The 25936-nt window shown below is 50.4% G+C and carries 30 protein-coding genes and 1 other RNA gene; 15 read left to right on the top strand and 16 right to left on the bottom strand.

All coding sequences use genetic code 11. The annotated features are described in order from the left end of the window. Window positions 1–16: 16 nt before the first annotated feature. From SAR116_RS12105 to SAR116_RS12090, 4 genes are all read right to left on the bottom strand, one after another. Window positions 17–916: a phytanoyl-CoA dioxygenase family protein gene (locus tag SAR116_RS12105; RefSeq protein ID WP_013047236.1), complete on the bottom strand. Its 900-nt coding sequence runs from the start codon at window positions 914–916 to the stop codon at window positions 17–19. Between the two features lie 67 nt (window positions 917–983). Then, entirely contained in the window at window positions 984–1343 is a 360-nt protein-coding gene (locus SAR116_RS12100) for an SET domain-containing protein-lysine N-methyltransferase (protein ID WP_013047235.1), read from the bottom strand. A gap of 287 nt (window positions 1344–1630) precedes the next feature. Then, entirely contained in the window at window positions 1631–2557 is a 927-nt protein-coding gene (locus tag SAR116_RS12095) for a glutathione S-transferase family protein (protein ID WP_013047234.1), read from the bottom strand. Window positions 2558–2669: 112 nt separating this feature from the next. Further along, entirely contained in the window at window positions 2670–3266 is a 597-nt protein-coding gene (locus tag SAR116_RS12090) for a glutathione peroxidase (RefSeq protein ID WP_013047233.1), read from the bottom strand. A gap of 97 nt (window positions 3267–3363) precedes the next feature. Here SAR116_RS12090 and SAR116_RS13765 point away from each other — a divergent pair, with 97 nt between their 5' ends. Then, a complete protein-coding gene (locus SAR116_RS13765) occupies window positions 3364–3534 on the top strand; it encodes a hypothetical protein (RefSeq protein WP_013047232.1) in 171 nt (56 codons plus the stop codon). A 266-nt stretch (window positions 3535–3800) separates the two neighbouring features. On the opposite strand, the gene SAR116_RS12085 is transcribed toward SAR116_RS13765, so the two are convergent. The 3 genes from SAR116_RS12085 to SAR116_RS13395 form a co-directional block, all read right to left on the bottom strand. Next, the gene (locus tag SAR116_RS12085; RefSeq protein ID WP_013047231.1) at window positions 3801–4337 is read right to left on the bottom strand and encodes a tetratricopeptide repeat protein; all 537 of its coding nucleotides are present in this window, start codon (window positions 4335–4337) and stop codon (window positions 3801–3803) included. Window positions 4338–4354: 17 nt separating this feature from the next. After that, the gene (locus tag SAR116_RS12080) at window positions 4355–4729 is read right to left on the bottom strand and encodes a rhodanese-like domain-containing protein (protein WP_013047230.1); all 375 of its coding nucleotides are present in this window, start codon (window positions 4727–4729) and stop codon (window positions 4355–4357) included. A 110-nt stretch (window positions 4730–4839) separates the two neighbouring features. Beyond that, window positions 4840–5622: a LytTR family DNA-binding domain-containing protein gene (locus SAR116_RS13395; protein ID WP_190275450.1), complete on the bottom strand. Its 783-nt coding sequence runs from the start codon at window positions 5620–5622 to the stop codon at window positions 4840–4842. A gap of 174 nt (window positions 5623–5796) precedes the next feature. Between SAR116_RS13395 and SAR116_RS12070 the strand changes: the two genes are divergently transcribed. Together SAR116_RS12070 and SAR116_RS12065 are read left to right on the top strand one after the other, a co-directional pair. After that, on the top strand, window positions 5797–6261 hold the full coding sequence (locus tag SAR116_RS12070; RefSeq protein WP_013047228.1) for a DUF2141 domain-containing protein: 465 nt from the start codon (window positions 5797–5799) through the stop codon (window positions 6259–6261). 39 nt (window positions 6262–6300) lie between these two features. Next, the gene (locus tag SAR116_RS12065) at window positions 6301–7827 is read left to right on the top strand and encodes a carotenoid oxygenase family protein (protein ID WP_013047227.1); all 1527 of its coding nucleotides are present in this window, start codon (window positions 6301–6303) and stop codon (window positions 7825–7827) included. 3 nt (window positions 7828–7830) lie between these two features. On the opposite strand, the gene SAR116_RS12060 is transcribed toward SAR116_RS12065, so the two are convergent. Then, the gene (locus SAR116_RS12060; RefSeq protein ID WP_013047226.1) at window positions 7831–8784 is read right to left on the bottom strand and encodes a homocysteine S-methyltransferase family protein; all 954 of its coding nucleotides are present in this window, start codon (window positions 8782–8784) and stop codon (window positions 7831–7833) included. 131 nt (window positions 8785–8915) lie between these two features. Here SAR116_RS12060 and SAR116_RS12055 point away from each other — a divergent pair, with 131 nt between their 5' ends. Next, the gene (locus SAR116_RS12055; protein WP_013047225.1) at window positions 8916–9299 is read left to right on the top strand and encodes a TfoX/Sxy family protein; all 384 of its coding nucleotides are present in this window, start codon (window positions 8916–8918) and stop codon (window positions 9297–9299) included. Here the strand turns inward: SAR116_RS12055 and SAR116_RS12050 are convergent. The 4 genes from SAR116_RS12050 to SAR116_RS12035 are packed head-to-tail and all read right to left on the bottom strand — an operon-like array spanning window position 9296 to window position 10843. Then, window positions 9296–9478 (bottom strand): disulfide bond formation protein DsbB, encoded by a 183-nt coding sequence (locus tag SAR116_RS12050; protein WP_013047224.1) that lies wholly within the window; start codon window positions 9476–9478, stop codon window positions 9296–9298. The genes SAR116_RS12055 and SAR116_RS12050 overlap by 4 nt on opposite strands. A gap of 51 nt (window positions 9479–9529) precedes the next feature. Beyond that, window positions 9530–9733 carry a hypothetical protein gene (locus tag SAR116_RS12045; RefSeq protein ID WP_013047223.1) on the bottom strand — a complete coding sequence of 68 codons (204 nt, stop codon included), beginning with the start codon at window positions 9731–9733 and terminating at the stop codon, window positions 9530–9532. Window positions 9734–9785: 52 nt separating this feature from the next. Continuing rightward, the gene (locus tag SAR116_RS12040; RefSeq protein ID WP_013047222.1) at window positions 9786–10178 is read right to left on the bottom strand and encodes a DUF2237 family protein; all 393 of its coding nucleotides are present in this window, start codon (window positions 10176–10178) and stop codon (window positions 9786–9788) included. Beyond that, on the bottom strand, window positions 10178–10843 hold the full coding sequence (locus SAR116_RS12035) for a lysophospholipid acyltransferase family protein (protein WP_190275449.1): 666 nt from the start codon (window positions 10841–10843) through the stop codon (window positions 10178–10180). Before SAR116_RS12035 ends, SAR116_RS12040 begins: the two co-directional genes overlap by 1 nt. Before the next feature lie 134 nt (window positions 10844–10977). Here SAR116_RS12035 and SAR116_RS12030 point away from each other — a divergent pair, with 134 nt between their 5' ends. Beyond that, window positions 10978–11310: a hypothetical protein gene (locus SAR116_RS12030; RefSeq protein ID WP_013047220.1), complete on the top strand. Its 333-nt coding sequence runs from the start codon at window positions 10978–10980 to the stop codon at window positions 11308–11310. Here the strand turns inward: SAR116_RS12030 and SAR116_RS12025 are convergent. Continuing rightward, the gene (locus SAR116_RS12025) at window positions 11307–11570 is read right to left on the bottom strand and encodes a sulfurtransferase TusA family protein (RefSeq protein ID WP_013047219.1); all 264 of its coding nucleotides are present in this window, start codon (window positions 11568–11570) and stop codon (window positions 11307–11309) included. The two genes, SAR116_RS12030 and SAR116_RS12025, sit on opposite strands and share 4 nt — an antisense overlap. Before the next feature lie 146 nt (window positions 11571–11716). On the opposite strand from SAR116_RS12025, the gene SAR116_RS12020 reads away from it, so the two are divergent. The 3 genes from SAR116_RS12020 (at window position 11717) to rnpB (ending at window position 14820) form a co-directional block, all read left to right on the top strand. Further along, window positions 11717–12439, top strand: a complete 723-nt coding sequence (locus SAR116_RS12020; RefSeq protein ID WP_013047218.1) for a TerB family tellurite resistance protein — start codon at window positions 11717–11719, stop codon at window positions 12437–12439. Continuing rightward, a complete protein-coding gene (locus tag SAR116_RS12015) occupies window positions 12440–14347 on the top strand; it encodes an ABC-F family ATP-binding cassette domain-containing protein (protein WP_013047217.1) in 1908 nt (635 codons plus the stop codon). Window positions 14348–14428: 81 nt separating this feature from the next. After that, window positions 14429–14820: RNase P RNA component class A (gene rnpB / locus SAR116_RS13415), an RNA gene on the top strand. A gap of 89 nt (window positions 14821–14909) precedes the next feature. On the opposite strand, the gene SAR116_RS13390 is transcribed toward rnpB, so the two are convergent. The 3 genes from SAR116_RS13390 to SAR116_RS13385 form a co-directional block, all read right to left on the bottom strand. Continuing rightward, window positions 14910–15776, bottom strand: a complete 867-nt coding sequence (locus SAR116_RS13390; protein ID WP_013047216.1) for an FkbM family methyltransferase — start codon at window positions 15774–15776, stop codon at window positions 14910–14912. 136 nt (window positions 15777–15912) lie between these two features. Beyond that, the gene (locus SAR116_RS12005; RefSeq protein WP_013047215.1) at window positions 15913–16194 is read right to left on the bottom strand and encodes a hypothetical protein; all 282 of its coding nucleotides are present in this window, start codon (window positions 16192–16194) and stop codon (window positions 15913–15915) included. A gap of 9 nt (window positions 16195–16203) precedes the next feature. Next, complete coding sequence (locus tag SAR116_RS13385; protein ID WP_013047214.1) at window positions 16204–17763, bottom strand: hypothetical protein; 1560 nt, start codon at window positions 17761–17763, stop codon at window positions 16204–16206. A 489-nt stretch (window positions 17764–18252) separates the two neighbouring features. On the opposite strand from SAR116_RS13385, the gene SAR116_RS11995 reads away from it, so the two are divergent. Genes SAR116_RS11995 through mraY form a run of 7 tightly spaced genes read left to right on the top strand, consistent with a single transcriptional unit; the run spans window position 18253 to window position 25936 of the window. After that, window positions 18253–18735, top strand: a complete 483-nt coding sequence (locus SAR116_RS11995; protein ID WP_013047213.1) for a division/cell wall cluster transcriptional repressor MraZ — start codon at window positions 18253–18255, stop codon at window positions 18733–18735. Next, the gene (gene rsmH / locus SAR116_RS11990; RefSeq protein WP_013047212.1) at window positions 18735–19739 is read left to right on the top strand and encodes a 16S rRNA (cytosine(1402)-N(4))-methyltransferase RsmH; all 1005 of its coding nucleotides are present in this window, start codon (window positions 18735–18737) and stop codon (window positions 19737–19739) included. The genes SAR116_RS11995 and rsmH overlap by 1 nt, the downstream gene beginning before the upstream one ends. Then, entirely contained in the window at window positions 19730–20197 is a 468-nt protein-coding gene (ftsL, locus tag SAR116_RS11985) for a cell division protein FtsL (RefSeq protein ID WP_013047211.1), read from the top strand. Before rsmH ends, ftsL begins: the two co-directional genes overlap by 10 nt. Next, window positions 20194–21915, top strand: coding sequence for a peptidoglycan D,D-transpeptidase FtsI family protein (locus tag SAR116_RS11980; RefSeq protein WP_013047210.1), 1722 nt, complete (start codon window positions 20194–20196; stop codon window positions 21913–21915). Before ftsL ends, SAR116_RS11980 begins: the two co-directional genes overlap by 4 nt. Next, window positions 21902–23410, top strand: coding sequence for a UDP-N-acetylmuramoyl-L-alanyl-D-glutamate--2,6-diaminopimelate ligase (locus SAR116_RS11975; protein ID WP_013047209.1), 1509 nt, complete (start codon window positions 21902–21904; stop codon window positions 23408–23410). The genes SAR116_RS11980 and SAR116_RS11975 overlap by 14 nt, the downstream gene beginning before the upstream one ends. Beyond that, window positions 23407–24858 (top strand): UDP-N-acetylmuramoyl-tripeptide--D-alanyl-D-alanine ligase, encoded by a 1452-nt coding sequence (locus SAR116_RS11970; RefSeq protein WP_013047208.1) that lies wholly within the window; start codon window positions 23407–23409, stop codon window positions 24856–24858. The genes SAR116_RS11975 and SAR116_RS11970 overlap by 4 nt, the downstream gene beginning before the upstream one ends. Next, window positions 24848–25936 carry a phospho-N-acetylmuramoyl-pentapeptide-transferase gene (mraY, locus tag SAR116_RS11965; protein ID WP_013047207.1) on the top strand — a complete coding sequence of 363 codons (1089 nt, stop codon included), beginning with the start codon at window positions 24848–24850 and terminating at the stop codon, window positions 25934–25936. Before SAR116_RS11970 ends, mraY begins: the two co-directional genes overlap by 11 nt.

Below are 25936 nucleotides of genomic sequence, written 5' to 3'. Positions count from 1 at the left end.
GGAGCGTCTGGCTAGGCTATGACTCAACTTTTGATTGCTGACCAAAGAATGATGCCTCTTTCGGATATTCGGGCATTTCCATCTCGAACGACGTACTGCGCACGCGTCCTGTATAGTGCCCCCGTACAATCTCGCCATCATATTTATGGGGAATCGGGTTACGATCCAGCGCAATGGCATCTTCGGCAACGTAAGTCACAATATATAGACAGCGTGGTGCATCGGTCATGTTTGGCAGTGATCCATGTAACAGCCGCGAATGCATCAGACAGGCATCACCAGCCTTGCCTGTGCATTTGAGCGCATTTGCCCGCACATCGGCCTCGATATCGGCATCAACCGCGCCGGTAAATACGCCATCCTGCCACAGTGAGTGAAGTGGGCCTTTATGGCTGCCCGATACCACTTCAAGTGGGCCATTTTCCAAGGTTACATCATCAAGAAAAAACAGCACTGTCATCACATCATCATTTGAATGCGGTTCAAAAGGAAAGTCCTGATGATATTTCACCGCAGTGCCTGAACCAGGCAGTTTCAGATTAATCTTGGTGGCATGTAGTTTTATGTTTGGTGAATAAATATGCGCTGTCAGGTCAAGCGCAGCGTTATTACGCATCACATCAAGATAGATATCAGACACTTCGATAGGCGCCGAAATCCGGCGCAATGCAGGTGTGTCATGGCTATGGCTTGACGGTTCAACATCAAAACGCGGGCGGCCATCAGCAATCTGCCCATAGGCTTTGTCATGATTGCGCGATTCATCGACCCATAAACGCAATTGTGCATTCATATCCTGCACCTGTTGCGCAGTGAGCGCATCTTTCATCATGACAAAACCGTCACGTTCAAAATTTTGCTTATATGTATCAAAAATATGACCTGTCATCACGCGATCCTCCATATCAACATACATAATCTTTATCCCATAACATGCAGATTTCAAAGCCTTGGTTTAGCGATTTATCATGTGTGACACAGCATTAGGTTTCGGCGCGCGTGGTCCAATAGTCGGCGCCGTAATCATGCAGGATTTCAGTACTTGCCTTTATGTCACAAAGTGCCGAAAAGCGGACAAAGCGATTATCGTCATCATCTATCTGCCATTCAGCATTGGCAGGATTGCCATGATTATAAACCATCCCGCATCCCATAACGCATAGATAGTCATTCGGGTCATCCGGACTGGTAAATAGATAATCATTCAACCGGTTGGTGCTTTGCAGATCATCGTCATCAATCACAAGATAAAAGCATCGTTCAATCGTGCTGCCAGCAGCGATATCTTCTACAGCAAAAACGCCAAGTCCATGTAATGGTGAGTCCTTAATGGTAATTTTCATAGATATCCTCGCGACTAGGTGACCTGTTGTGTAACGATCACCCAGCAAGGTCAAGAGTGTGATGGGGATAAGATAAAAAAAACCCTGGTCTGCATAGCAGCCAGGGGAAGTTAACGGAGATTCGGCAAGGAGCGCGTGGAAACTGGAGAGTAACCGGATTGGAGGGAGGTGCGCTCCTTGCAAAGCTGTTATGCGCAAAATTAGCGCATAACAGAAGTGCTGGTTACGCCGTATGGCGATGCAATTATTGCATCACCATACCAAACTGCCAAATTATAACTCTATCACTAAAGCGGACGTATATCATATCCAGCGATCGGGAAATGCACTGCCACCGGACCTGTTTCTGGCGTATCATGATCGATCGATACCCGTGTGGCATCAAGATAGCGCAAACTGCCTGTGACCTGTGGATCCGCATTCGTGCCATGCGGCTGAATGGCAACCATATGCCCTTCTTTGATACCAGCGGTAAAGGGCACCGAAACCCCCGTTGGCGACACCGGATTTGCCGCTTTGGCAATGGCCAGTGCGTCTTCGCCCGATAGGTCGCTGCTGTTACCTTCCCCAATATCGGCCAGGGCAGATTCGAGTTTACAGACCTGTTCAAATGGACCAAGGAATCCTGGCCCGCCTTGCCAGCGCCCGCGCAAAAACCAAGCAATATAGCCAATTGACGCATCGGCATAAGATGGCGTGTCACCATTCAGAAACACACCATCACTGGCGACAAGCTGAAATTCAGCCCAGGCCAGCCCTGCCTGTAAACGCAATAAGACGCCGGGCATATCTGCGCGCAAGGTTTCTGGCGACCAGTCTTTTTCAAAATAAAGCGCACCACGATCAGCGATAAAGTCGGCTGGTGCCGAATCCAGTGCATTGGTAATGACCACCCGCACCGCCAGATCAAATAATGTGTTTTCAGCCCATGATGCCATCATCATCGAGCGTCCCGTAACCCCATCGGGAAACAGGCTGTTAGGACAGCCATATTCTTCAAGAGCCCGGACTATATTCTGGCTGTCACAATAGATATCCGCGCCAATCTGTAAAACCGGCGTCCGGCGATAGCCAGCGGTAAGCGGCATCAGCAAAGGCTTTGGTGGAATGCGCGGAATTTCAACGCTTTGCCATGTTGCGCCCGCAATGCCCAATGCCATGCGCGTCTTATGCGCAACAGGTGATTGCGGGTAATGATGAAGGATCAGCGACATGACAGGCTCCAGATTTATCAATAGTTTTCGTTTTCATTGTAGAACGTGCATTTATGAAGAGGAAAGCTAAAACCCTGCCTATATGCGCACATCAGGTGATAGATGCTGTTATCTAATTGGGTAGAAGCTTTTCAATAGCCTGCCGGATTTTCCGGGCATCCGGCGCGGTGGTCGCGGCAAACCAGGTGACAAAATTACCCTCTTGATCGATCAGATGTTTGTAAAAGTTCCAGCGTGGCATCGCCAAACGTCCACCAGCTTCAAGCACCCATTGATAATAGGGATGTATATCCGATCCGGTGACCGCAACCTTTTCAGTCATTGGAAAATCAATGCCATAATTGATCGTGCAGAATTGCTTGATCTGGGAATTGGCGCCTGGTTCCTGACCACCAAAATCATTGCTTGGCACGCCAATCACCACCAGACCGCGGTCACGATAATTATCCCACATAGCTTGCAAAGCTTCATATTGCGGTGTGAAACCACATTGTGACGCTGTGTTGACAAGCAAAATCACCTTGCCGCGAAATTCGGCAAGGTCAAGCGTGCCCCCTTCGATATTTTCGAACGAAATATCATGGGCGTTCTTGGCATGTGCAGGCATCAGAGGCTCCGTTACAAATGTTACAAACAGCAGAATAATAGCCCAGATAGATACCGATTTGGATGGTGCTACAAAGGCTATATGTGACGCAGGTTCAAACATTCTGATCTCTCAACATTAAATTCATTAACGCTTATATAATGACACTCTCGACTGCCACAAGGTGACCATTTGGCAAAAGTAAATTGAAGGATCAAAGATGGATGATATATCACTCGTGGAATTATGGACAAGCTTTACCGATAATGTCGTGGCCATCAGCGATGCGGGGTTTAAACATGCGGTTAGTGCAAGTCAAGATATCAGCCATTTTCTGGCTGACAAAATGACCATGATTATGGATATGTCAAAATCGTTTCTGGGCAGTTGACCTGCGACCAATAGTTTTACGCAGACAGGATCATGCGGTTAGTGACAAGCCTGAATTTACCCGCTAGGGTATTTGATAACAGTAACAACATGAAAAGGAGGTGATCTAATGTCTAGTGATATTCGGAATCTATCAAATAACCTGGTTGGGTATTCTGGATGTGAGAGCAGCCTCTCGCGTCGCGGTTAACTTAACAATTTGAATACAGGTTATTTCGATAGCCAATCACGTAAAGGGGGATTTATCCCCCTTTATTTTGTCCAGATTTATTTATTCGCGGCGTTATAGGCGTTGATTGCCCGCATCAGATCGTCGCGTTCCTTGCAGTTAAACGAACATTGCTGTTTCAGCTTGGCAAGATTTTCCTTGGCCTTGTCAGGTTGTTTTAACGTCAGGAAAAGCTCGCCTTGATATTCCAGCGCGCCTTCATGTTCAGGGTCAAGCGCCAACGCCTTGTCATAGGCGGCCATTGACTCGTCATAGCGGCCACTTTTGCGCAAAGCAAAGCCCGTGTAATTCCACGCATCAGCGTTTTTCGGATTCTGCATTGTTTCAAGGGCAAGCGGCACCAATGCGGCTTCGAACAGATTACGGTTTATAAGCTTAATAGCTTCACGTAATTCCTTGCTATTATTGGTGCCTGCGGTGCTGTAGCCACTCGAATCTGACGATCCTGAGTCACTGCCTGCCGCAAAGCTCATTGTGCTTGCAGATGCTATCAGAATAGCCAATGCACCAGCCATAAAGACCCGCATAAGCAGGGTGTGAAAAATCTGCCCTTCGGCGTTTGTCTTAATATTCATAGCCACCTCACCTGTGGTTAAGCTTCGGTTTTACCGCCAGCAGCAATCCAATCCCCAATGCCGCCAACATTGGCAACATTTTCATAACCCATATCTTTTAATGTTTTGCCTGCCAGCGCGGCCTGGCCACCGGCAGCGCAAACCAAGATGATATCGGCATCTTTGGTCAGAGCCGGATTATGGTACGGTGTCGAATCATCAGCAGCAAATTCGATAAAGCCACGGTCAATCCGAACAGCGCCCGCGATCGTGCCGCTGTCATCAATTGCCGTACTGGCCCGCACATCAATAAACAAGCTATTGCCCGCTTCATGTTTGGCGATACCGTCTTCGGGTGTGATTTTTGGAACAACTGCGTTGGCTTCGGCAAGATAATCTTGTGCACGTTTCATTTTAAACCCCTTGATCAAGATGGCTGGCGCGCCAGCCATCTGCTATTTTATATTTGTATTCATATGAAGTGGGAAGAGTGTCCGCACATTCAAGGGTCATGGCAATTTTGTCATGGCTTCCTTGCTGATAAAGACGCACGAACCGCGCGCAAATAATGACGGCTGACTGGAACCGTGCGCCCATCATCTAACATCAGAGCCGGTTTTCCATTTTGCCGGACCAATTCGGGGTTAGACGCGTCAGAAACCCAATGTGAGCGATGCGTCTGCATACCAGCATCCTTACTCATCGCTGCGATTGCATCGCGTAATCGCATTAATATAAGCGCCTCACCCTTGTCGGTAACAACGCGAAGATAATGATCCTCAGCATGTATTGAAGTAATGTTTATACCTATTTCAGGCGGCAATTGATCCGTCAAAAGTTTCGCGCTTGAGTTATTTTCTGACAGGTCTGATGCTTTGTTTCTGTTGGCTTCATCTAAGCTCGCGATGCGCACTGCACTGCCCGTTAGCACATATACTAAAATTGTGATCGATAACGAGACAGTTAAAACCTGAATAAATGTAGTTTCAAAAGCAATCGTTTGATTGAGCGTTAATCCAATACAAAATTGAATATATAGCGTTTGAGGTATCGACGCCAAAAGTGCGGTCGATATAGCCAGCATCAAACCTACCAGATAGGATTGCTGGGTCGCTTGCAGAACCCAACGAATGGGTAATGCGACAAGCATCCAAACAGGAAATATCACAACGACCCATATCGCAAAAGACGCAACGAAATGAAAATTCTTGCCAACGCCAAAGGCCTGCGAAACAGCCAGGATGGCGGCGAACATAACCGACCCGACGATATCTTCTACTCTAAAATATCTATGTAATTTAGCCACATTACAAGTTCCCTGCGTTTCACGACACGTGAAATGCGTTTTTGTGTAAATCACGAAAGAAAGGACACGCTTTACGAAACCAACATTCATTCATCCACAATGCGTGCTTACCATTCATTTATCGCAACCAAACATGACCCACATTCTAAATGGTCACAAACTATGGGGAAATATATGGAACAGCATTTACGTTTTAGAACAAGATTATTGATACGGATTTTTCTCGCCAGCACAATGGTAGCGCTGGCAACCCACTATGCATCTGCCGCCGATCTTACCATCCATGTCATCAACGAAAATAATAGTAGCGGCGTTGCTTTTATTTCAGTCCAGCCAGCCAGTGAGGCTAACAGTTTCCCCCGTGGCAAAGCTATTTACAATAAAAAAATGGCTATGATACCCCATAGCAAGGCCAAGTTTACCATTAAGGATATTCCATCTGGCGCCTACGCAGTGAGTGCGTTTCTGGATATCAACAACAATCAGAAACTAGATATGAATTTGATTGGTGCGCCAACCGAACCCTATGGCTTTTCCAATGATGCGCGTGGCCTGTTTGGCCCCCCTGAATTCACTGATGCCGCATTCATTATCAAAAAAGACACCATGAGGAACCGGCACACGATCAAGATTTACTAACTTTAAGCCGCACTCAATATGCGCCTTAGGAGATATATCATGACAGCTAAATACAATTTTGAGGCAAACGACTTTTCAAGACGTGATGCGCTGACACTAGCTGGTGCTGCCAGCTTTGCCTTTGCCACATCGCATTATGGTCTTTCATCAGCATTTGCAGGATTATCACAACGTGAAAAAGCCTTACACATCCGCCTGCCCGACCAGTTGGCAACACAAACCCCAAAAATTGAAGGAAAGCTACCAAACAATTTACGTGGCACCTATTACAAAAATGGACCCGCTTTAAGGCAGGGATTTAAGCGGACTTATCCACATAGTTTTGATGGTGACGGCTTTATCCAAGCGTTTCGCTTTGATGGTCAGACCGTGCAGCATCAAGGTCAGTTTGTACATACCGAAAAATACAATGCCGAAAGCAAGGCTGGTGATTATTTTGTCGAGACTTTCAGCCATAAATGGGCAGGTTCACCGCCAGCACGATCAGCCGATGAAACCAATACCGCCAATACGAATATTGTGCATCACGGCAATCGTCTGATGGCGTTGTGGGAAGCTGGATCAGCATGGCAAGTTGATCCAGACAATCTGGACAGCATGACAAAACTTGTCTGGCATGATGATCTTGCTATGGCACCGTTTTCAGCACACCCACGTATTGACGACGATGGCAGTCTGTGGAATTTCGGACAAGTGCAATGGAGTCAGGAAATGATTCTGTATCACATCAACCCCCAGGGCAAATTACATAAATACAAGCTGTTGGATATGCCAAATACCAGCATGATTCATGATTTTGCGATCACTGAAAAATCAATCATTCTTATGCTACCGCCACTGACATGGGAATTGGATAAGGCAAAGAATAATGCAAGCTTTCTGAATGCGCATGAATGGCATGAAAACCGGCCTGTGGAGATTCTGGTTATCAATAAAAATGATCTATCGGTTGTGCGTCGGCATCAGCTTCCCAACGCCTTTCATTTCCATATAGGTGGTGCGTTCGAAACCGTCGATGGCACGATTGAACTGGATCTATATCACTATAAAAATGCCGATATTGTTTTTAATTTATACCTGAATAATGATGAAAAGGATCATAGCCAATCACCGACGCGGCCACAGCATAGTCGCGTAACACTGTCGCCCAATATATATGATGGTAAAATTGAGCGCATCCATAATATGTCTAATGAATTTCCGCACATGGCACCTTCATCAAACAGTCACCGAAGCCAGCATGGCTGGTCTATCGGGTTGGATATGGAAACCGGGTTGTTCCGCTATGCGCTTGGTGTCAACCTCGAAACCGGCAAGGTGGATCGCTATGATTATGGTGCTGATTGCATGCTTGAAGAGCATATCTTTGTAGCTGATCAAGACCGTCCGGTGATAAACGGTGTTACGCAGGGATGGCTAATCGGGCTTCACCTTGACGTGCAACAAAGTCAAACCAAGCTGGCAGTGCTGGATGCCTATGATCTGGCCGCTGGCCCACAGGCCGTGGTGACATTACCTTATGGTCTGCCCCCAGGATTGCATGGCAATTTTGTCATGGCTTCCTAGGCGCTAGGCTTGGCGTGCAAATGTGGATGACGATAGCTGGGCAGCTTGGTTATTCTTGAGTGCCGCGGCCAGAATCTCAATATGTTCAGGCGAAATACCACAACAGCCGCCAATAATATCGGCACCAGCCGCGGCCCATTGCACCGCATATTTGGCATAATTCTGCGGCGTGATGTCATGACGAATTTGATGCAAGGTTGAATTTGCATGTTCGTAATCATCATTCATCAACGGAAAGGCATTGGCATAAACACCAATCTGCAAGCCCATCCCCGCTGGCCGCGACGGCTGTCGGGCACGAAATTCTGACACGCATGTGACGGCATCATGCATGACTTCGGGCTGCGAACAGTTAAATAGCAAACCATCAAGCCGCTTTGATGCAATCACATCAAGCAATGCCGATAACGGTTCGCCCGATCGCAAGCGCGGGGCACCAGGCACCGGTTTAACATCCTCCAACGTAACTGAAAGCCAAAGGTCGGCAGCACAATCGACAAAGGATTCAAGGAATATCTTAGCTTCGATCACCGATCCCAATGTTTCGGCCAGAAAGATATCTGCGCTTGGTGCCAGATGACGCTGGAACAGCTGCATCATCTGTTGTCCCGTCTGTGGATCAAATTTATCAGGTTCGTATGAGCCAAACATTGGCGGAATGCTGGCCGCCACCTTGACCTGACGATCCGCAGCTTCGGCCGCCGCCTGTGCCAATGTGCCGGACAAGGTTAGTAGTTGTGGAGCCAGCTCATCAAACCGATCCTGACCAATGTGAAAAGGTACAATGGCATAAGAATTCGTCGTGATAACATCCGCACCGGCGGCAATGAATGAGTCATGCACATCGCGGACATATTGCGGCGCTTCCATTAACGCTAGCGCAGACCATTCGGGTTGCCTGAAAGGCGCACCTACAGCGGCTAGCTGACGGCCCAAGCCACCATCTAGGATTATCATAATATTCTCCCCCACTTATGAGACTAAGTCTGTACGGGCTGGTTTGTCCAGATGTTTGATCATAAATATGATGATTAATTTTGTTATGCTGAGCGCGCAATCAGTGACACCATCATAGCAAAGGAAAACAGATGCATGACAAAGGGCTTGCCGAACGCCTGACCGAACTTGTCGGCGATATGTTCGAGATGGAAGTTACCTATATGTTCGGTGGCTTTGGCTATCTGATGAATGGTAATATCTGTGTCGCGATCTGGAATGACATGCTTGTCATTCGGGTTGGCGTTGAAGCCGCAAACGCGCTGATGAATGAACCGCATGTTCGCCCGTTTGACCTGACAGGCCGACCTATGAAGGGCTGGATGATGGTCACACATGATGGGATTTCTGAGGATAAAGATTTACAGCGCTATGTTGATCTGGCGGTGTTTTTTACTGGTAGTTTGCCGCCCAAGGTGAAAACCAGGACACCACGTAAACCCAGAAGCCGGACAAATAACAAAGATCACGATTAGCCCAGATCAAACCCGCACATTGATGCAATTGACCGCACCACCGATGAATGGCGTGCCGCAAATGGCAGGATGGCAACCGCAACCAGCACCAAAACAGCACTCATGATCCACAAGCTTCGGTCAGGATTTTGTTTTATCTCATCAGACTGATTTTTATCAGACTGGTTTTGATCTGACATGACACACCTCATTCAAGGGCTTTATATAAGGTGATAAGGCGCATGCCTTAATCAGATGCGCATTACGAATTCAAGACCGCTTTGACTTCCAACATAGAGGCCCGCTTTTTGCATATGCAAGGACACCAGCAGATTACCGCCGCCCTGACTCAGCGCCACATCAACCCGGCTACCCTGAATACGAACAATTGTGCCGGCTGCATCCTGACCCGTTTCGGTGCAGGACAGAGTTACTTTCTGATCAAGTGCAAGCATGGTTCCTATCACCTATCTATGGCATCTTAAAGTTCAGTATATACCACAGCACCTAATTCAGGTCGATGGCATGCGCTTTAAGATCTTCTAATGTGCAAACTGCCAATGTCACCTGATTGGTCGCCGCAAGCCGGACTTTTGGCGCACAGCCTGCCGCGCGTGCCTGTTCCCAGCGGGCAGCACACAAACACCATTGATCACCAGCTTTCAACCCGGGGAAACCATAATCAGGCATCGGCGTCGATAAATCATTACCGGCTTCTTTACTATAGGCCAAAAAAGCATCTGTCATTACCGCGCAAACTGTATGCAAGCCCTGATCGGATGGCCCCGTATTACAGCAACCATCACGGAAAAAGCCAGTAACCGGATCATGCGAACAGCTGGCAAGATTACCGCCAAGCACATTTGTCTGCCCGCTTGGGCGTCCCTGACCACCATCCATCATGCCACCTCATTTGCTTCGAGAATAGCCACTTCGCTCTCAATTCTGGTTTCAAGGGTGGACATGAATTGCTTGCGGGTCAAGCCCGGCTTAATGGGCTCGAGAAAGCGGACTTGTACCCGTCCGGGGAATTTCAACCAGCTGTTGCGCGGCCAAACACGGCCTGAGTCAAGCGCGATAGGTATAACGGTAAAACCCGTTGTGTCATAAAGCGTAAATATACCAATCTGGTAATCATGCGGGGTGCGCGGCATAACCCTTGTGCCTTGCGGGAAAATCAATATTGACCGCGGATTATCACGGATCCGCAATGCCGCCGCCCGTAATTCGCGTAATGCTTTCATGCCACCTGAACGGTTCACCGCAATACATCCAGCGCGCAAAAAGAAAAAGCCTATAAAAGGCAGAAACAGTAATTCACGTTTCATCACCGTAATCGGCGCTTTTAAGGTGGCATATAGAACGATGGTTTCCCATGCCGATTGGTGTTTTGCGGCATAGATAACAGTTTCATCAAGATGCATATCACCGATGATGTCATGATCAATGCCGCAGATATACAGCATTTTAGACGTTGTCCAACCCCAGAAACGCGCGACGCACCACACCACCTGTCTGGGCAAAAGCAGAAGCGGCAGTAACAGCACAACAATCAGAGTTGTCATCAGGTAAAACAGGCTGTTAAACAAAAATGATCTGAGATAAACCATGGCGACAAGCTAGTTATATTGCGCCATAACATCAATGCCGAAAATCACCATCACGGCAGGTAGTTTGGCAAAGCAGGTATTTTGGACATATGACCAAAGACGATAATGAATGGCAAATTCGTGCCGAAATGGCGTTGGCGGTAGCGATGCAGAACCGGACATTGATCACCTATGCCGAACTGGCCGACGCGGCGACGATCCCTGCCCCGCACCGGATCAACAAATTATCCGTCTGGCTGGAAGCCACAATGGAAAGTGACCATGCGCAATCGATGCCGTTACGCGCCGCCTGGGTTATTTCACGCGCACGCGGCGGCCTGCCTGCCCCCGGCTTCTTTATTAAATGTAATGAGCTTGGGCTGTATGACGGGGCACCCGATGGGGCGATGGCCACTGCCTTTCATCTCAATCTGCTGGGCTAGTCCCCAACCTCGATCGTGATATGAAACACGCCTGCGATCGTTTCGCTGGCAATCAGTCGATGCCCACTGGTTTCACAAAAATGGTCAAAATCCAATGGCGCTGCCGGATCATCGGCCTTTATTTCAAGCACTGTACCCGCGGCCATCATACCGACCTGTCGTCGTGCTTTGAGCACGGGAAGCGGACATTTAAGGCCCGTCAGATCAAGGCTGATATCTGCCTTTTGAAGGTGGGATGCGGGATCAACAGGATTGGTCATAAACAGAAACTTTCCAGAATCGATAATAATAAGGGCATATAGTAATCCACATCTTGATCAAGGCGAAAGCTTAATTGACATTATCTATAGCTGAATTGATGCCAATTCCCTTGCCAATCACATATCAGACCAGCTAGATAATCTGCATGAGCATCTGGGGTATCATCATCGGCGGTACAGCCGGATTTGCTATGGGCGGTCCGATCGGCGCATTACTTGGGGCTGCTGCAGGTCACGCGGTTGAAAAACGGCTGACCCCGCAACCCGATAGTGACGCGACCAAACAGGTGGCCTTTACAGTAGCGGTGATTGCCCTATCGGCCAAAATGGCAAAAGCCGATGGCATGGTCACGCGCGATGAAATCGGTGCTTTTCGTAACCGCGTTCATATCCCCGCTTCCGAAGTCAAACAGGTTGGCAAATTCTGGGATCTGGCGCGTAAAACACCTGACGGGTTTCAGGATTATGCGCATCAGGTGGCACGCCTGTTCGCGCCGCGTACACCGGTGCTGGAACAGTTGCTGGATTTGTTGTTCTATATCGCCCGTTCAGATGGTGCGATCACCCAGCCAGAAAAGGAATATCTAGCCGAAGTCGCGCATATTTTTGGCTTTAGCGCCGATGATTTTGCCCGCTTTGCCGCTATTCATCAAGGCGATGGCCCGTCAGCCTATGAGGTGCTGGCTGTTACCAAGGACATATCCGATGCCGATCTGAAAACGCAGTGGAAGAAGCTGGTGCGGTCGCATCATCCGGATAAATTGATGGCCGATGGCATGCCCGAAGAATTTATCAACGCCGCCAATGAACGGCTGGCCGCGATCAATGCCGCCTATGATGCCATCTGCCGCCAGCGCGGAATCAGCTAGATGTTACCGCCGCTTCTGACGCTGGCGAATGCCGGAATCAATCTGGGTGACCGCTGGCTTTTGCGTGGGGCAGACCTGTCGCTTCATGCAGGTGATCGGCTGGCATTGGTCGGGCGCAATGGTGCCGGTAAATCCAGCCTGATGAAGCTGATGTCGGGCGCTGGTGAAATGGACGAAGGCAGTCTGTGGACAGCGCCCGGTGCCGAAATCGCCTATCTGCCGCAAGCCCCGCATATCCCGCCAGGCATGAGCCTGATTTCGGTGGTGACCGCGGGGATGGAAACGGCCAGCGGTGACAAACAGGCACATAAGGCCGAAGCGATTCTGATGCGTATGGGGCTGGATGGCACCCGCATGACCGACGGCTTGTCTGGCGGTGAAGCGCGGCGCGTATCCTTGGCACGGGCGCTTTATACCGAGCCGGATATTTTGCTTCTGGACGAGCCAACAAACCATATGGATCTGCCCACCATCGAATGGATGGAAGGCATGTTACGCCAGCATAAGGGCGCCTTGCTGGTGGTCAGCCATGACCGCGCCTTTTTGCGTAATCTGGGTACCGGCATTGTCTGGGTGCATGAGGGTAAGCTGCGCCGCCGTGATGGGCATTTTTCCGAATTTGACGAATGGTCGGAAGGCATTCTGGCCGAAGAAGCGGTGACCTTGCACAAAATGGATCGCCGTATTACCAGCGAAACCAAATGGTCGCGCGAAGGCATTTCCGCGCGCCGCAAACGCAATCAGGGGCGGTTGCGCGAACTGCATAGTCTGCGTGCCGAGCGTGCCAAGGCAGGCGGGATCACCGCACGAACTGTCAAAATGGAAACTGGCCCTGCCGAAGGTGGCGGGCAACTGGTGCTGGAAGCGATCGATATTACCGCCAGCGTGCCAGCCCCCGATAATGCCAGCACGTCATCAACCCAAACGCTGGACGAAAATGGACGCCGCATTTTGATGCGCCATTTCAATTTGCTGATCCGGCGCAGTGACCGCATTGGCATTGTTGGGCCGAACGGCATTGGCAAATCGACATTGGTGCGGATTCTGCTGGGCGTTGGCGCGCCTGATAGTGGGCGGGTGCGCGAGGGGTTTGGCCTCAATCATGCCTATTTCGACCAGCGCCGCGAAGCGCTTGATCGAGAAGCCTCGCCATGGACAGTGCTGAGCGAAGGCGGCAGTGACATGATCGAGGTCGCCGGACAGCAAAAACATATCACCAGCTATCTGCGCGATTTCATGTTTGAAGATGTGAAAATGACCCAGCGCGTCGCGACATTATCTGGCGGTGAGCAAAACCGCCTGTTGCTGGCCAAGCTGTTTGCAAGTCCGCATAATTTTCTGGTGCTTGACGAGCCGACCAATGATCTGGATCTGGAAACGCTGGAATTATTGCAAGAAGTGATCGCCGATTATGACGGCACCGTTTTGATCGTCAGCCACGACCGCGATTTTCTGGATCGGACAGTGACTGGCCTGCTGGCTTTTGAAGGCGATGGCAGGATTGTCGCGCATGCTGGCGGCTATTCGGATTATCTGGAACGGCGTAATCGCGCCATAGAGCGTGCCGAAGCGCGCGGCGATAAAAGCACGGCAAAATCAAAAGCAGGTAAAAGCAAAGCGGCCAAAGCCACCAGCGCATCAGCGCGTGGATCAGATAATGGCCGCGCGCCCCGGCTGAGCTTTAAGGATAAGCACGCGCTGGATACTTTGCCTGGTGAGATTGAGGCGCTGGACGCCGCGATCACAAAGCTGGAAAGTGTGCTTGGTGATCCGGGTCTGTTTGCCAAAGACCCCGATAGATTTACCCGCACCGCCGATGCGATTGCCAGTCTGCGTGCCGATAAAGAGGCCAAGGAAATGGCCTGGCTGGCGGCGGCGGAAAAAGCCGAACAGCTGGATGGAGGTTAGGGGATTATCCCGCTTACCCAGCTTGTAAAACACCCTGTCATATTGACGGGGATGCTTTGGCATCGTTATAGTGGCGGCCTGTCAGATGGCTGGATGGCTGCTGCTTTTTTTTCGTAAAAGAGGAGAGGAAAGTCCGGGCTCCACAGGATCAGGATGCCGGGTAACGCCCGGCGGGGGTAACCCCAGGGAAAGTGCCGCAGAAAACAAACCGCCCTCCAAGGTGATACCTTATGGGGTAAGGGTGAAAAGGTGCGGTAAGAGCGCACCGCCGGTCTGGTAACAGAACGGGCATGGTAAACCCCATCCGGAGCAAGACCATATAGGGACAAACGCCATGCAAATGGCAGATGCGATCCTGCATCTTGTCCGGGTAGGTTGCTAAAGATGTCTGGTAACAGGCATCGTAGATGAATAGTCGTCACCGCCAGCGCAAGCAAACGGTACAGAACCCGGCTTATAGGCCATCTGACAGATTTTTCAGGATATAACTTCAGAATTTGACTCTGGCGTGGCCGAGCCAGAAATAAAAACAATACCAACATATATTCATAGATTGTGTTTATTATTGTTTAATCGCCACAATCATTTCGTAATGCTTTTTTTCAAAGTAAGCCTTATCGACCAAAATTTTCTGATAGCCGAATACCGTCTTGAGCAATAAGGATAGAAGCCTTAAAGAAAATTTTTCACCAATGTAAAATCTATTTTCAATGGCAAGCAAACGATAGCCATGTGACCGCACAAAGTCGATTACCGCGGATGAACCTTCGCTGATTTCATCAATTCCTTGCTCAAAAAGAATAATAGGGTCATCTCTTTCGATTATGCCTTTTGCCCCTTTGAGAACGGATAGCTCGTGTCCCTCTACATCGATTTTTATGAGTGATATGTTGACGTCTGCCAGTTCAATGAGATCATCCAAGCGTCTTACGTCAACATCTATAACCTTACCATCGCTGACATCACTGTTGTTTTCCAGTATTTTGGAACCACCGATATTTGATGCATTGACCCGAAATGCCATCTTGCAATTCTTGTTGCTCAGCCCATAATTCAGGGGGGTGATATTTCGCGAAATAGCGTTTATTTCAAGTAATTTATGCGCGATCGGATTTGGTTCAAACGCGAAAACATGTTTAAAATATTCAGCAAAGAAAAGAGCGTGATTACCAATATTTGCACCTATGTCTAGCGCACAGGACGTGGGATCAATACAACCGCTTGTCAAAATATAGTCTTTGATCAAATCTAATGCGTCATGCTCGTATCTTCCATCCAGATTTATCAATAGCCCAATATGGTCAAATGAGAAAATGGCCATCTGCGGGAAACTCTTTATATTCTCTTTTGCAATTCGATGATTAAAATTATTCAAGATAGGGCGAAAGGGCAAAAAGAAATTTTTACCGCGAAAAACAATGTTTTTCATCTCGCCTGCTCCTTGACTCACTGTAGCCGATGTTTAATGACACCATAAAACCATTAACCATTTCGATTGGGCGCATTTATGGGGTGCGGTCTAAGACACCCCATAACATTGAAAGATAGCTGTTCGGCTTCGCTAGCTAGGATAGACGCGGCAGACTGGCACCTGCATCGGGGAGCGCGCGGGTGGTGTTTTTCACCACTTCATTGCGGAAACTTTCCACCGCCGCGCCGGTCTGCCGCGATTGCTGGGCGTTTTCGATCAGCAGAACCGGCAACCATGCCATCGCGCATCCCCATTCTTCGGTTTCGGCACCTGTGTTGGGGTGCGTGCCAGCCACCTTCATGAACCATGCACAATCAAATTTTCTGCATGGTTCAAACGCATTGAGCGGACAATTTGGTTGCGGTTCGATTTTCATGACTACCCCCTAATCCTTGGTCGCGATAATCACATCGACATAGGCCACGTCCAGCGCAATACTGGATGCCACCTCAAGTGACCCCGCACCATGTGAATGCGGTTGGTTGCCGCCTGTATGGGTCATATATGCTCTCCCACTGCTTCCCCAACTAGCCTCCCTAGCCTCTCCAACCCTACTGGTTGATGATGTACCCCCAGCATCTGCGGTGGGAATTGAATGGGTATGACGTGCCATCTGCGCCTCGGTGATGGCATGGCCAGCTGTGCGGCCACTTATTGTGCCAGCAACACGAACCTGACCTCGCCCAAACCGGCTTATAAATCCATTTGTTCCCCCGCTTCCAGCCGAGCCGCTAACCACACGCAAAGCCTTGTCATTATGTGCTGTATCCTTTGTCCAGCCCGTAGGCGCTGTTGACTGCCGGAACAGCATCTTGGTGCCGGATGGAAAGCTACTATTGGCGATCTGTGTTGTCACAGCCCTGTCTGCCGCCTTGCGGGCGTCACGTTCGGCCGCCACCGCCGTTGCAATATCACCAGTGATCACGCGGCGCACTTCGGCGATATCACCCGCAACCTTTGTATCAAGCGCACGAATGGCATTATCGCGTGAATCGGCCTCAGCCGCGATAGCCGTCTTACGCTTGTCAGCCTCGGCTAGGATCGCCGCAGTGCGTTCACTGCGTTCGGTCTGGATGACGGTGGCCATATGCGCATCAAAATCAGGCGTGATATTGGCAATGGCGTTCTTTAGTTCGGTGCGCTGGGCGTGCATTGCTGAGTGGCGGGCATCACGTTCAGCCGTGATCGCGGCCTCGCGGGTACTGCGCTCAGCGTTAAGTGCCGTTTCGCGCTTGCGTGCCTCTGCCGTAATCGCCGCCATGCGATCATTGCGTTCGCTTTCAAGCTTGCCATCAAGCGTTGTTACCTTGGCGTCGATAATGCCTGTTTTACTGTCAACAGAACGGTCAATCGCCGCACGTTCGGTGGTAATCGACGCATCAATCGCGCCTTGGCGTCCCGTAATGATAGCTGTTGTTGCCGCGTTCACCGCCGTATTGATGGCGTCATTACGCGCTGTGCGCTCGTCATCCAGCTCATCATCCAGCTTGCTATCGACAATGGTTTCCACCGCCGCGCGATCAAGACCCTGCGGGATGTCACTGACCGCCGATGACACCGCGTTGGCTATGGCCGCATCACGCGCATCCGCTTCGGTGACCCCATGTTCGGTGATCAGGCTTCTGACCGTATCGGCATCAACATGACCTGCCGTCGAGATAGCCGCGTCAATCGCATCCCTGATGGTACGGAAATCAACAAACTTGCGCCAAGTGCGCCAATGCGGTGCGTCCGGTTTACGCGTGCGTTGCCAGAATTCACGAGGGGCATCATTGACGATCAGCATCTGCCAGCCAATGTCGCCTTGATAAATGGTATGTACCGTTCCAGCGTCCGTTACGCCACTGGGTTTGTTGGCCGTGGTGGCGTCAAAGAATGCCGTTCCGGACTCGGCATCATTCAGATCCGATATGGTTGTTACATTGATATTTTGAGATGTTTGCATAATCACTCCTATGGTTGGTTCACATCATCCCAACATCAGACGCACGCGAAGTAGCGCGACAAAGGGCATGTCATAACGACACCCGCATGAAGCTGTGGCCGTCATCTGCCCACATCTGAATGCGAGGTTGCGGACTATGGAAGCAACATGGTTAAAAAAACGTTAAAAACAGAACAAAAAATGAACATAAATTGAAAAAATAATATTTTTCATTGGGTTGGAGATATTTGCTCATATTTTACATTTAATACATTGAAAAGCTTGCATTTTCCCATGAGAAACAAGTCAAAACCCATTGACGACCATCATTTCCCATGTTATCCCATAATATCCCATCTTTGGGTGAATGGCGCATTTTCCAGTTCCTCCCTGCGGAATCCTGCGCTGCATCTGAAGAATTAGGGGTTTGTAGAGTGATACCCGGCGCATGGCATTCCGCTTATGCCCGGAGCAACTGGCTGGCACGGCTTAGGATTATAGGAGCGTCGCGTGGATTTATTTCTATCCACATTTGAGCATCGGATAGATAAAAAGGGGCGCTTATCCGTGCCAGCCCCTTTCCGTGCTGTGCTGGAACGTCGGGATGATCCGCTTTATATCTATAAATCGCTCACCGAACCGTGCCTTGAGGGTTGTGGATCTGAACGGATTGGCCAGATTGTTGATGCGATCGATACGATGGACAGCCTGTCCGAAGAAGTCGCCACTTTGCAGACAATGCTGTCCAGTGCACAGGAAATGAAACTCGATAGCGAAGGCCGTATCATGTTGTCAGCCGACTTCATCGCCTTTGCCGCACTGGATGAAAGCGCACTCTATGCCGGTATTGGCCGGTCATTCCAGATCTGGTTGCCTGATCGTTATCGCAATCGCGAAACGGACGCGCGTAACCGTGCCAAAACAGCGGGACTGCCCTCGCTAAGGCTAGGCCGGAGCGCGCCCCAAGATCCACCGCATAGCGGAGGCCGCTAATGAGTGGCCAGATGCTTCACCAGTCGGTTTTACTTAACGAGGTGGTGGATGCTTTGCGCCCCACCAATGGCAAGGTCTATCTTGACGCCACCTTTGGTAATGGCGGTTATAGCCGAGCGCTTCTTGATGCCGCTGACTGCACCGTCATCGCGATTGACCGCGATCCCGACGCAATCGCCCGTGGACAGAAAATGGTGGCTGAATATAAGCCCCGCTTTACCCTTGTCGAAGGCTGCTTTTCCGAAATGCAGTCTCTGGTTCAAAGCGCACTTGTATCGACAGGTTCGGGATCCACAAGCCATGCAGACGTGCCGGTTCTGGACGGTGCCGCTTTTGACCTTGGTGTATGTTCGACACAACTTGATCAGGCAGATCGCGGCTTTTCGTTTCGTCAGGATGGACCGCTGGACATGCGCATGTCGCAATCCGGAATCAGCGCTGCCGATATTGTTATGACGCATGAGGAACATGATATCGCGCAGATTCTGTGGGAGTATGGCGAAGAAAAAGCATCCCGCCGCATTGCCAAAGCCATTGTCAAAGCGCGCAGTGAAACCGCCATATCCAGCACCAGCCAGCTTGCTGCCATCATCCATAGTGTTATGCCGGCCAAGCGCCCCGGCCAGATTGATCCCGCAACGCGCAGTTTTCAGGCCTTGCGTATCTATGTCAATCGCGAGCTTGACGAGTTGAAATCTGCGCTGACGACAAGCGAGGCCATGTTGAAACCTGGTGGCATTCTGGCGGTTGTATCTTTTCATTCGCTCGAAGACCGCATTGTAAAACGTTTTCTGGCGTCCCGAAGCCAGATTGCATCTCAACCATCGCGGCATCGCCCACCCAGTAATGGCCCAGCACCAACATTTGAACTGCTGACCCGCAAAGCCCTGCAAGCGGGGACACGCGAACGCGAAGATAACAGCCGCGCCCGATCTGCCAAATTACGTGTCGCTATGCGCACCAATGCCCCCTATCCGGGACAGGAGGATGCCCTATGCGCATGATTTTAATTGGCGCCCTTGTTCTGGCTGGCCTTGGCACCACCCTGTATCAGGTCAAAACCGGCATCGATGCACGACAGGATCGGCTGAATGATCTGAAACTGACCATCGCGGCAACCAAACGTGATATTGCTGTGCTTGAAGCCGAATGGGCGTATTTATCACGGCCTGAGCGGATCATGACTCTATCCAGCACACTGCTGAATATGGAGCCAATCAGCTATGATCGTATTCTGCCACTTGATGCCATCCCCATGCGCGTCATGTCAGACACCGATTCCAATAAACCGACACCAATAGTGCAACTTCCAGCACCAAAAGCGCCAAAAGCCCGCGCCATCAACCATTCGGAACCCCAGAATGCTCGCAAAACAAATACGAAAATGTCGGTCAAATTGCCTGACCTCACGTTAAAAGGGGTAAATCTTAAGGCCGTTCTGGCCGATGAGGACAAACCATGATGCGCGGGCGGGGATTTCTATCAAATCTGCGCAATCTGGTGTTGCCGCCACGACCTGATCCCGCCGCATCACGGGTGATTGCAGAAATTCGTCTCGTGCTATGTGCGAGTGTCGCCATACTGGCTTTTAGCGTTATAGGGTTTCGGATTTTCAACCTGTCTGACGCGGGCGCACGCGAGCGTATGGCCAATCATTTGAAAACATCGCATGTCGAGCGTGGCCAGATAATTGATCGCAAGGGGCGTCTTTTGGCGACCAATCTGCCAATCACGGTTTTGCACGCTGATCCCCGTGAAATCATGGATGTAACCGACGCAGCTACCAAACTGGCACCGCTGATTGGACGGCATGATGTGGCAAGTCTGAAAACATTACTGTCCAAAAAAACCCGCTATGTCGAACTTGATCGGAAACTGACACCAGCGCGCCATGCCGAAATCCTGCAGCTTGGCATTCCAGGTGTTTATTTTGCCGAAAGCACTTTACGTGTTTATCCACGCGCTGAGACAGCCGCACATATTCTAGGTCAGGTCGATCCCGAACATAACGGCATTGCTGGCATCGAAAAATCGCAAGACGCACATCTGGCCGCAGGCAAGGATATTCATCTATCACTAGATGTGGGACTACAGGCGATCATTCGTGCTGAAATATCAAAACAAATTAATGAGTTTGAGGCTATTGGCGGCGCTGGGGTTTTGCTCGATACACGCACTGGCGAAATTCTGGCGATGACCTCTCTGCCTGATTACAACCCCAATCATTTTGCCAAAGCCAGTGATGATGCACGGTTTAACCGCGCAACCAAGGGTCTGTATGAAATGGGTTCGACCTTTAAGGTGCTGAACACCGCGATTGCGCTGGAAACAGGGGCAGCAACGCCGCGCACCGAATTTGAAGTCATGAAACCGCTACGGGTGTCGCGCTTTACGATCAATGATTATCACCCCAGCAAAAAGCCTTTGAATGTCGCCGAGATCATGGTGCATTCGTCAAATATTGGCTCGGCTTTGATGGCAGAAGAATTTGGTGCATCGATTCAGAAAGAATATATGAAGCGGCTTGGCCTGCTGGATCGTTTGCCACTTGAACTGCCAGAAATTGCTAAGCCATTATCGCCAAAACACTGGAAGCGTGCGGCAACCCTTACGGTGTCATACGGACATGGCATTTCGATTTCACCCGTGCATCTTGCTAGCGCTGTTTCAACAGCAAGCAGCAATGGCCTGCGGATAGCACCAACATTGCTAAAGCGTAAAACGGGTGATGAAATCATCAAGACGCGCGTCTTTTCCGAACATACGGCACACGCCGTCAGATCCATAATGCGGCTAGTTGTTTCGCATAAAGAAGGCACTGGCAAGAAAGCCCGTGCAACCGGGTATATGGTTGGTGGTAAAACCGGCACCGCCGAAAAAGTGCAGGCAAATGGCGGCTATAATGCCAAGGCTAATCTGGCTACCTTTGTTGCGACCTTTCCCGTCCATGACCCGCGCTATGTAATCGTTATTATGGTTGATGAGCCAAAAGGACAGAAGCAATCACATGGTTTTGCAACTGGGGGCTGGGTGGCGGCACCGGCAGTACGCCGGATTGTCGAGCAGATTTCACCTATTTTAGGTGTACATCCTGTTGACGAAGAATCGCCATCAATTCGCCAGAAACTCATGCTTGATTTCAATATTGGCAATCAGGAGGCAACACTTGCATCTTTCTGATCTATTGAAAAATCTGGCAGATATTCCCGATCAGGCCGCGTCAATAAAGATTGGTGGCATGAGCGAAAATTCACGCGCCATCAAACCGGGCGATATGTTTGCCGCGGTGGCAGGTAGCTCGACCGATGGTCGTATTTATATCAAGGCCGCCATTGATGCCGGCGCCCGTGTCATTCTGACGGATATGCGCCCTCTGGAAGCCCCGCTTGATGATCTGGACACCCCGATTATCATGGTTGAAAACCCGCGGCTTGTTCTCGCCAAGGCCGCCGCCCGCTTCTGGCACAAACAACCAGGCATGATCGCCGCGGTGACTGGCACCAATGGTAAAACATCCACAACCGATTTTCTGCGCCAACTATGGACACGTGTTACTTGGCAGGCATCATCGATCGGCACTTTGGGGGTCAAAGGCACCGATACACGAAAAATGGATGGTAAAATCCTCGATTTACCAAAGCTTACAACACCCGACAGTGTGTCTCTGCATTCTGCCCTATCCCCCTTATGCGATGCTGGGGTAACGCATCTTGCGCTTGAGGCCAGTTCGCACGGGCTTGTGCAACAGCGCCTTGACGGGCTGAACATCCATATCGCCGCCTTCACCAATCTGACGCAAGATCATCTCGATCATCATAATGATATGGAGTCTTACTTTATAGCCAAATCACATCTGTTCATGGATCTGCTGATGCATGCAGGTGCGGCCATCATCAATATTGATGATCCCTATGGCCGCCGGCTTTGCGACATGCTGACAGCGCAAGGCGACGCGCGACAGATCGTTATACAGACATTCGGTTTTGCCGATGATGCCGACTTCCAGATCGAGAAAATCACTCCCATCGACAATATTCTGGATATGTCAGTCAAACATGACGGCAAAAGCTGGCATATTCCACTTGCCATGTCCGGCACCTTTCAGGCGGTTAACGCCTTAACCGCGGGCATCATGGCCTATATGAGTGGCCTGCCGCTTCAGGACTCGCTTGGTGGGTTGGCTTATCTCAAGCCAGCCCCAGGACGGATGCAGACCGTAACGGGGCATCCACAGGGCGCACAGATTGTTGTTGATTTTGCCCATACGCCTGACGCCTTGCGCGCTGCGCTTGAAGCCCTGCGCCCTGAAGTTAGCCATAAGCTTTATGTGCTTTTTGGATGTGGTGGCGATCGCGACCCATCTAAACGGGCGTTGATGGGTGCCATTGCTGATGACGCCGCGGATGTGGTGATCGTCACTGACGATAATCCGCGTTCGGAGGACCCCGCCAGCATCCGGTCAGCGATTATGGCCGCCAGCCCTAAAAGCATCGAAATTTTCCCACGCGATACCGCCATCAAAACCGCACTCGAACAGCTGGTTGAGGGTGATGTGCTGTTGATAGCTGGCAAAGGGCATGAAACTGTTCAATTGATTGGTGATGAAACCTTGCCCTTTAGCGACATATCTGTTGCCAGCCGGATTATTGCAGATATGAAGGAGGCGCATAAATGACCGCGCCGCTGTGGACTGTTGATGAAATCTGCACGCATACCAGTGGTATCATGGCTGAAACAGCAATGGTGCCCGCACCGATAGATCATATCACAATGGATAGCCGCATGTGCCGTAAAGGCAGTCTGTTTGTGGCTTTGCCAGGGGCGCAAGCGGACGGGCATGACTTTCTTGCCAAAGCTGCCAATGCGGATGCCAGCGCGGCACTTGTCACAACGCCCGACATCTCTATCGAACTTGCACAGATCATTGTACCGGATTGTCTGGCCGCCTTGACCGCGTTGGCAGTTGCCGGACGCAACCGGTTTAAGGGCGCGATGATTGCCATCACCGGTTCCGTTGGCAAAACAGGCACCAAGGAGATGCTGGCGCATCTATTACGCGCATGTGGACAAAGCCATGCGAATGAAGGCAATTTCAATAATCATATCGGCCTGCCGTTAAGCCTTGCCGCGCTACCAGCAGGTAGCCAGTTTGCCATTCAGGAAATCGGCATGAACCACGCAGGTGAAATTGCCAAGCTGACCCGTATTGCACGGCCTGACATTGCCATGATCACCCGGATTGCCGCCGTCCATTCGGGGCATTTTGAGTCAATTGACGCCATCGCCAACGCCAAAGCCGAAATATTCGAAGGCATGCACGGCGGCACGGCTGTTTTGAATATTGATGATCCGTTTTTCCCGCACCTATCCCAAGCTGCCAAGAGCGCGGGCATCAGCCGGATTGTAACCTTTGGCAGTCATAGCGATGCCGAATTCTGTTTGCTGTCATCGCGTCAGGATAATGATGGCATGAAAATAGAGGCTGATTTATCCGGTGTTCCCGTCAGCTTTCATTTAGGCATGTCAGGACAGCATTGGGCGATGAATTCTTTGGGCGTTCTGGCTTGTGTGCATGCGCTAGGCGAAGATCCGGTTGCCGCCAGCGATAGTCTGGCAAGCTTTGGTGATATTGCTGGACGTGGCGCATGTCATAACGGCATTTTCAATGGCCATGCCATATCGGTTATTGATGATAGTTATAATGCCAGCCCGGCATCGATGTCGGCTGCGCTTGCCCCATTTTTAACAGGTGCACGCCATACCGACATAATGGTGTTGAGTGACATGCTCGAACTGGGTAGCCATAGCGCCGCCGCGCATGACGATATTGTTGCAACCGTCGCCAGCATTGGCCCGCGCCATGTAATTGCCATCGGGGATGACTTTGCCCATGCCTTTGCCAAGGTGGCCCATGACTGTGATGTGATCATCGCCAATGATCCGGCACATGCAACTGACATGCTGGCACGTCTTGTTCAGGCTGACGATACAATCTTTATCAAGGGATCAAAAGGTTCCGGAGCATGGCGTGTCACCAACGCCGTGCTCAGCGTCTTGACCGACAAGACGCCAACCACTTCTGCCACCTCACACCCAGCCAAGGAAAAATTGCATGTTACCTGATTTACTTGTTCCATTGGCAGGCGAATATCAGTTTTTCAATCTGTTCCGCTATATCACTTTTAGAACTGGCGGGGCAACGGTCACAGCTTTGTTTCTAAGCCTGTTATTTGGTCCGGTATTTATCCGTTGGCTGAAAGCAAATCAGAAAGAAGGCCAGCCTATTCGTGATGATGGCCCGCAATCGCATCTGATTACCAAGATTGGCACCCCCACCATGGGCGGGTTGCTGATACTGGCAGCTTTTGCCATTTCGGCATTGCTATGGACACCGTTATCGAACCCCTATATGTGGCCTGTTTTATCGGTGGCATTGGTTTTTGGGGCTATTGGCAGTGTTGATGACTGGTTGAAACTGCGTCGGCGTTCGCATCAGGGTATGTCGGGACGTATGAAGATGGGGCTACAGCTAATTGTTGCTTTCTTTGCCACGCTGGTCTTTGTTCAGCTGTCGCCAAGCGAAGTGCGCTATGGTATTTCGGTACCTTTCATGAAAGACACCATTATTGCGCTTGGCCTGTTTTACGTGCCTTTTGCCATGCTGGTAATTGTCGGCGCATCAAATGCGGTGAATCTGACAGATGGGCTTGATGGTCTTGCCATTGTGCCAGTGATGATCGTGGCCGGTTGTTTCACCTTGATCGCCTATCTAGCTGGTAACGTGAATTTCGCCAATTATCTGCAAATCAATTATGTCCCAGGCACTGGTGAACTGGCGGTAATGTGCGGGGCACTGATCGGCGCTGGATTAGGCTTTTTATGGTTTAACGCCCCCCCTGCCCGCGTGTTTATGGGCGATACAGGGTCGCTTGCGCTGGGCGGCGCACTTGGCGCGATTTCAGTAGCTACCAGACATGAGCTGGTGCTGGCGATTGCTGGCGGTCTTTTCGTGCTCGAAACAGCCTCGGTTATCTTGCAAGTTGCCTCATTCAAACTGACTGGCAAGCGCATTTTTCTGATGGCACCTTTGCATCATCATTTCGAAAAAAAGGGCTGGGCCGAGTCAACCATCGTTATCCGCTTCTGGATCATTGCTTTCATGCTGGGCATCGTCGCCTTGTCATCACTAAAGCTACGTTAG

Origin of the sequence: Candidatus Puniceispirillum marinum IMCC1322 (assembly GCF_000024465.1) — a bacterium.
In the GTDB taxonomy this organism is placed as follows: Bacteria; Pseudomonadota; Alphaproteobacteria; order Puniceispirillales; family Puniceispirillaceae; genus Puniceispirillum; species Puniceispirillum marinum.
Note: the sequence above shows the minus strand (reverse complement) of the source record. Positions and strands in the feature narration are given on the sequence as shown.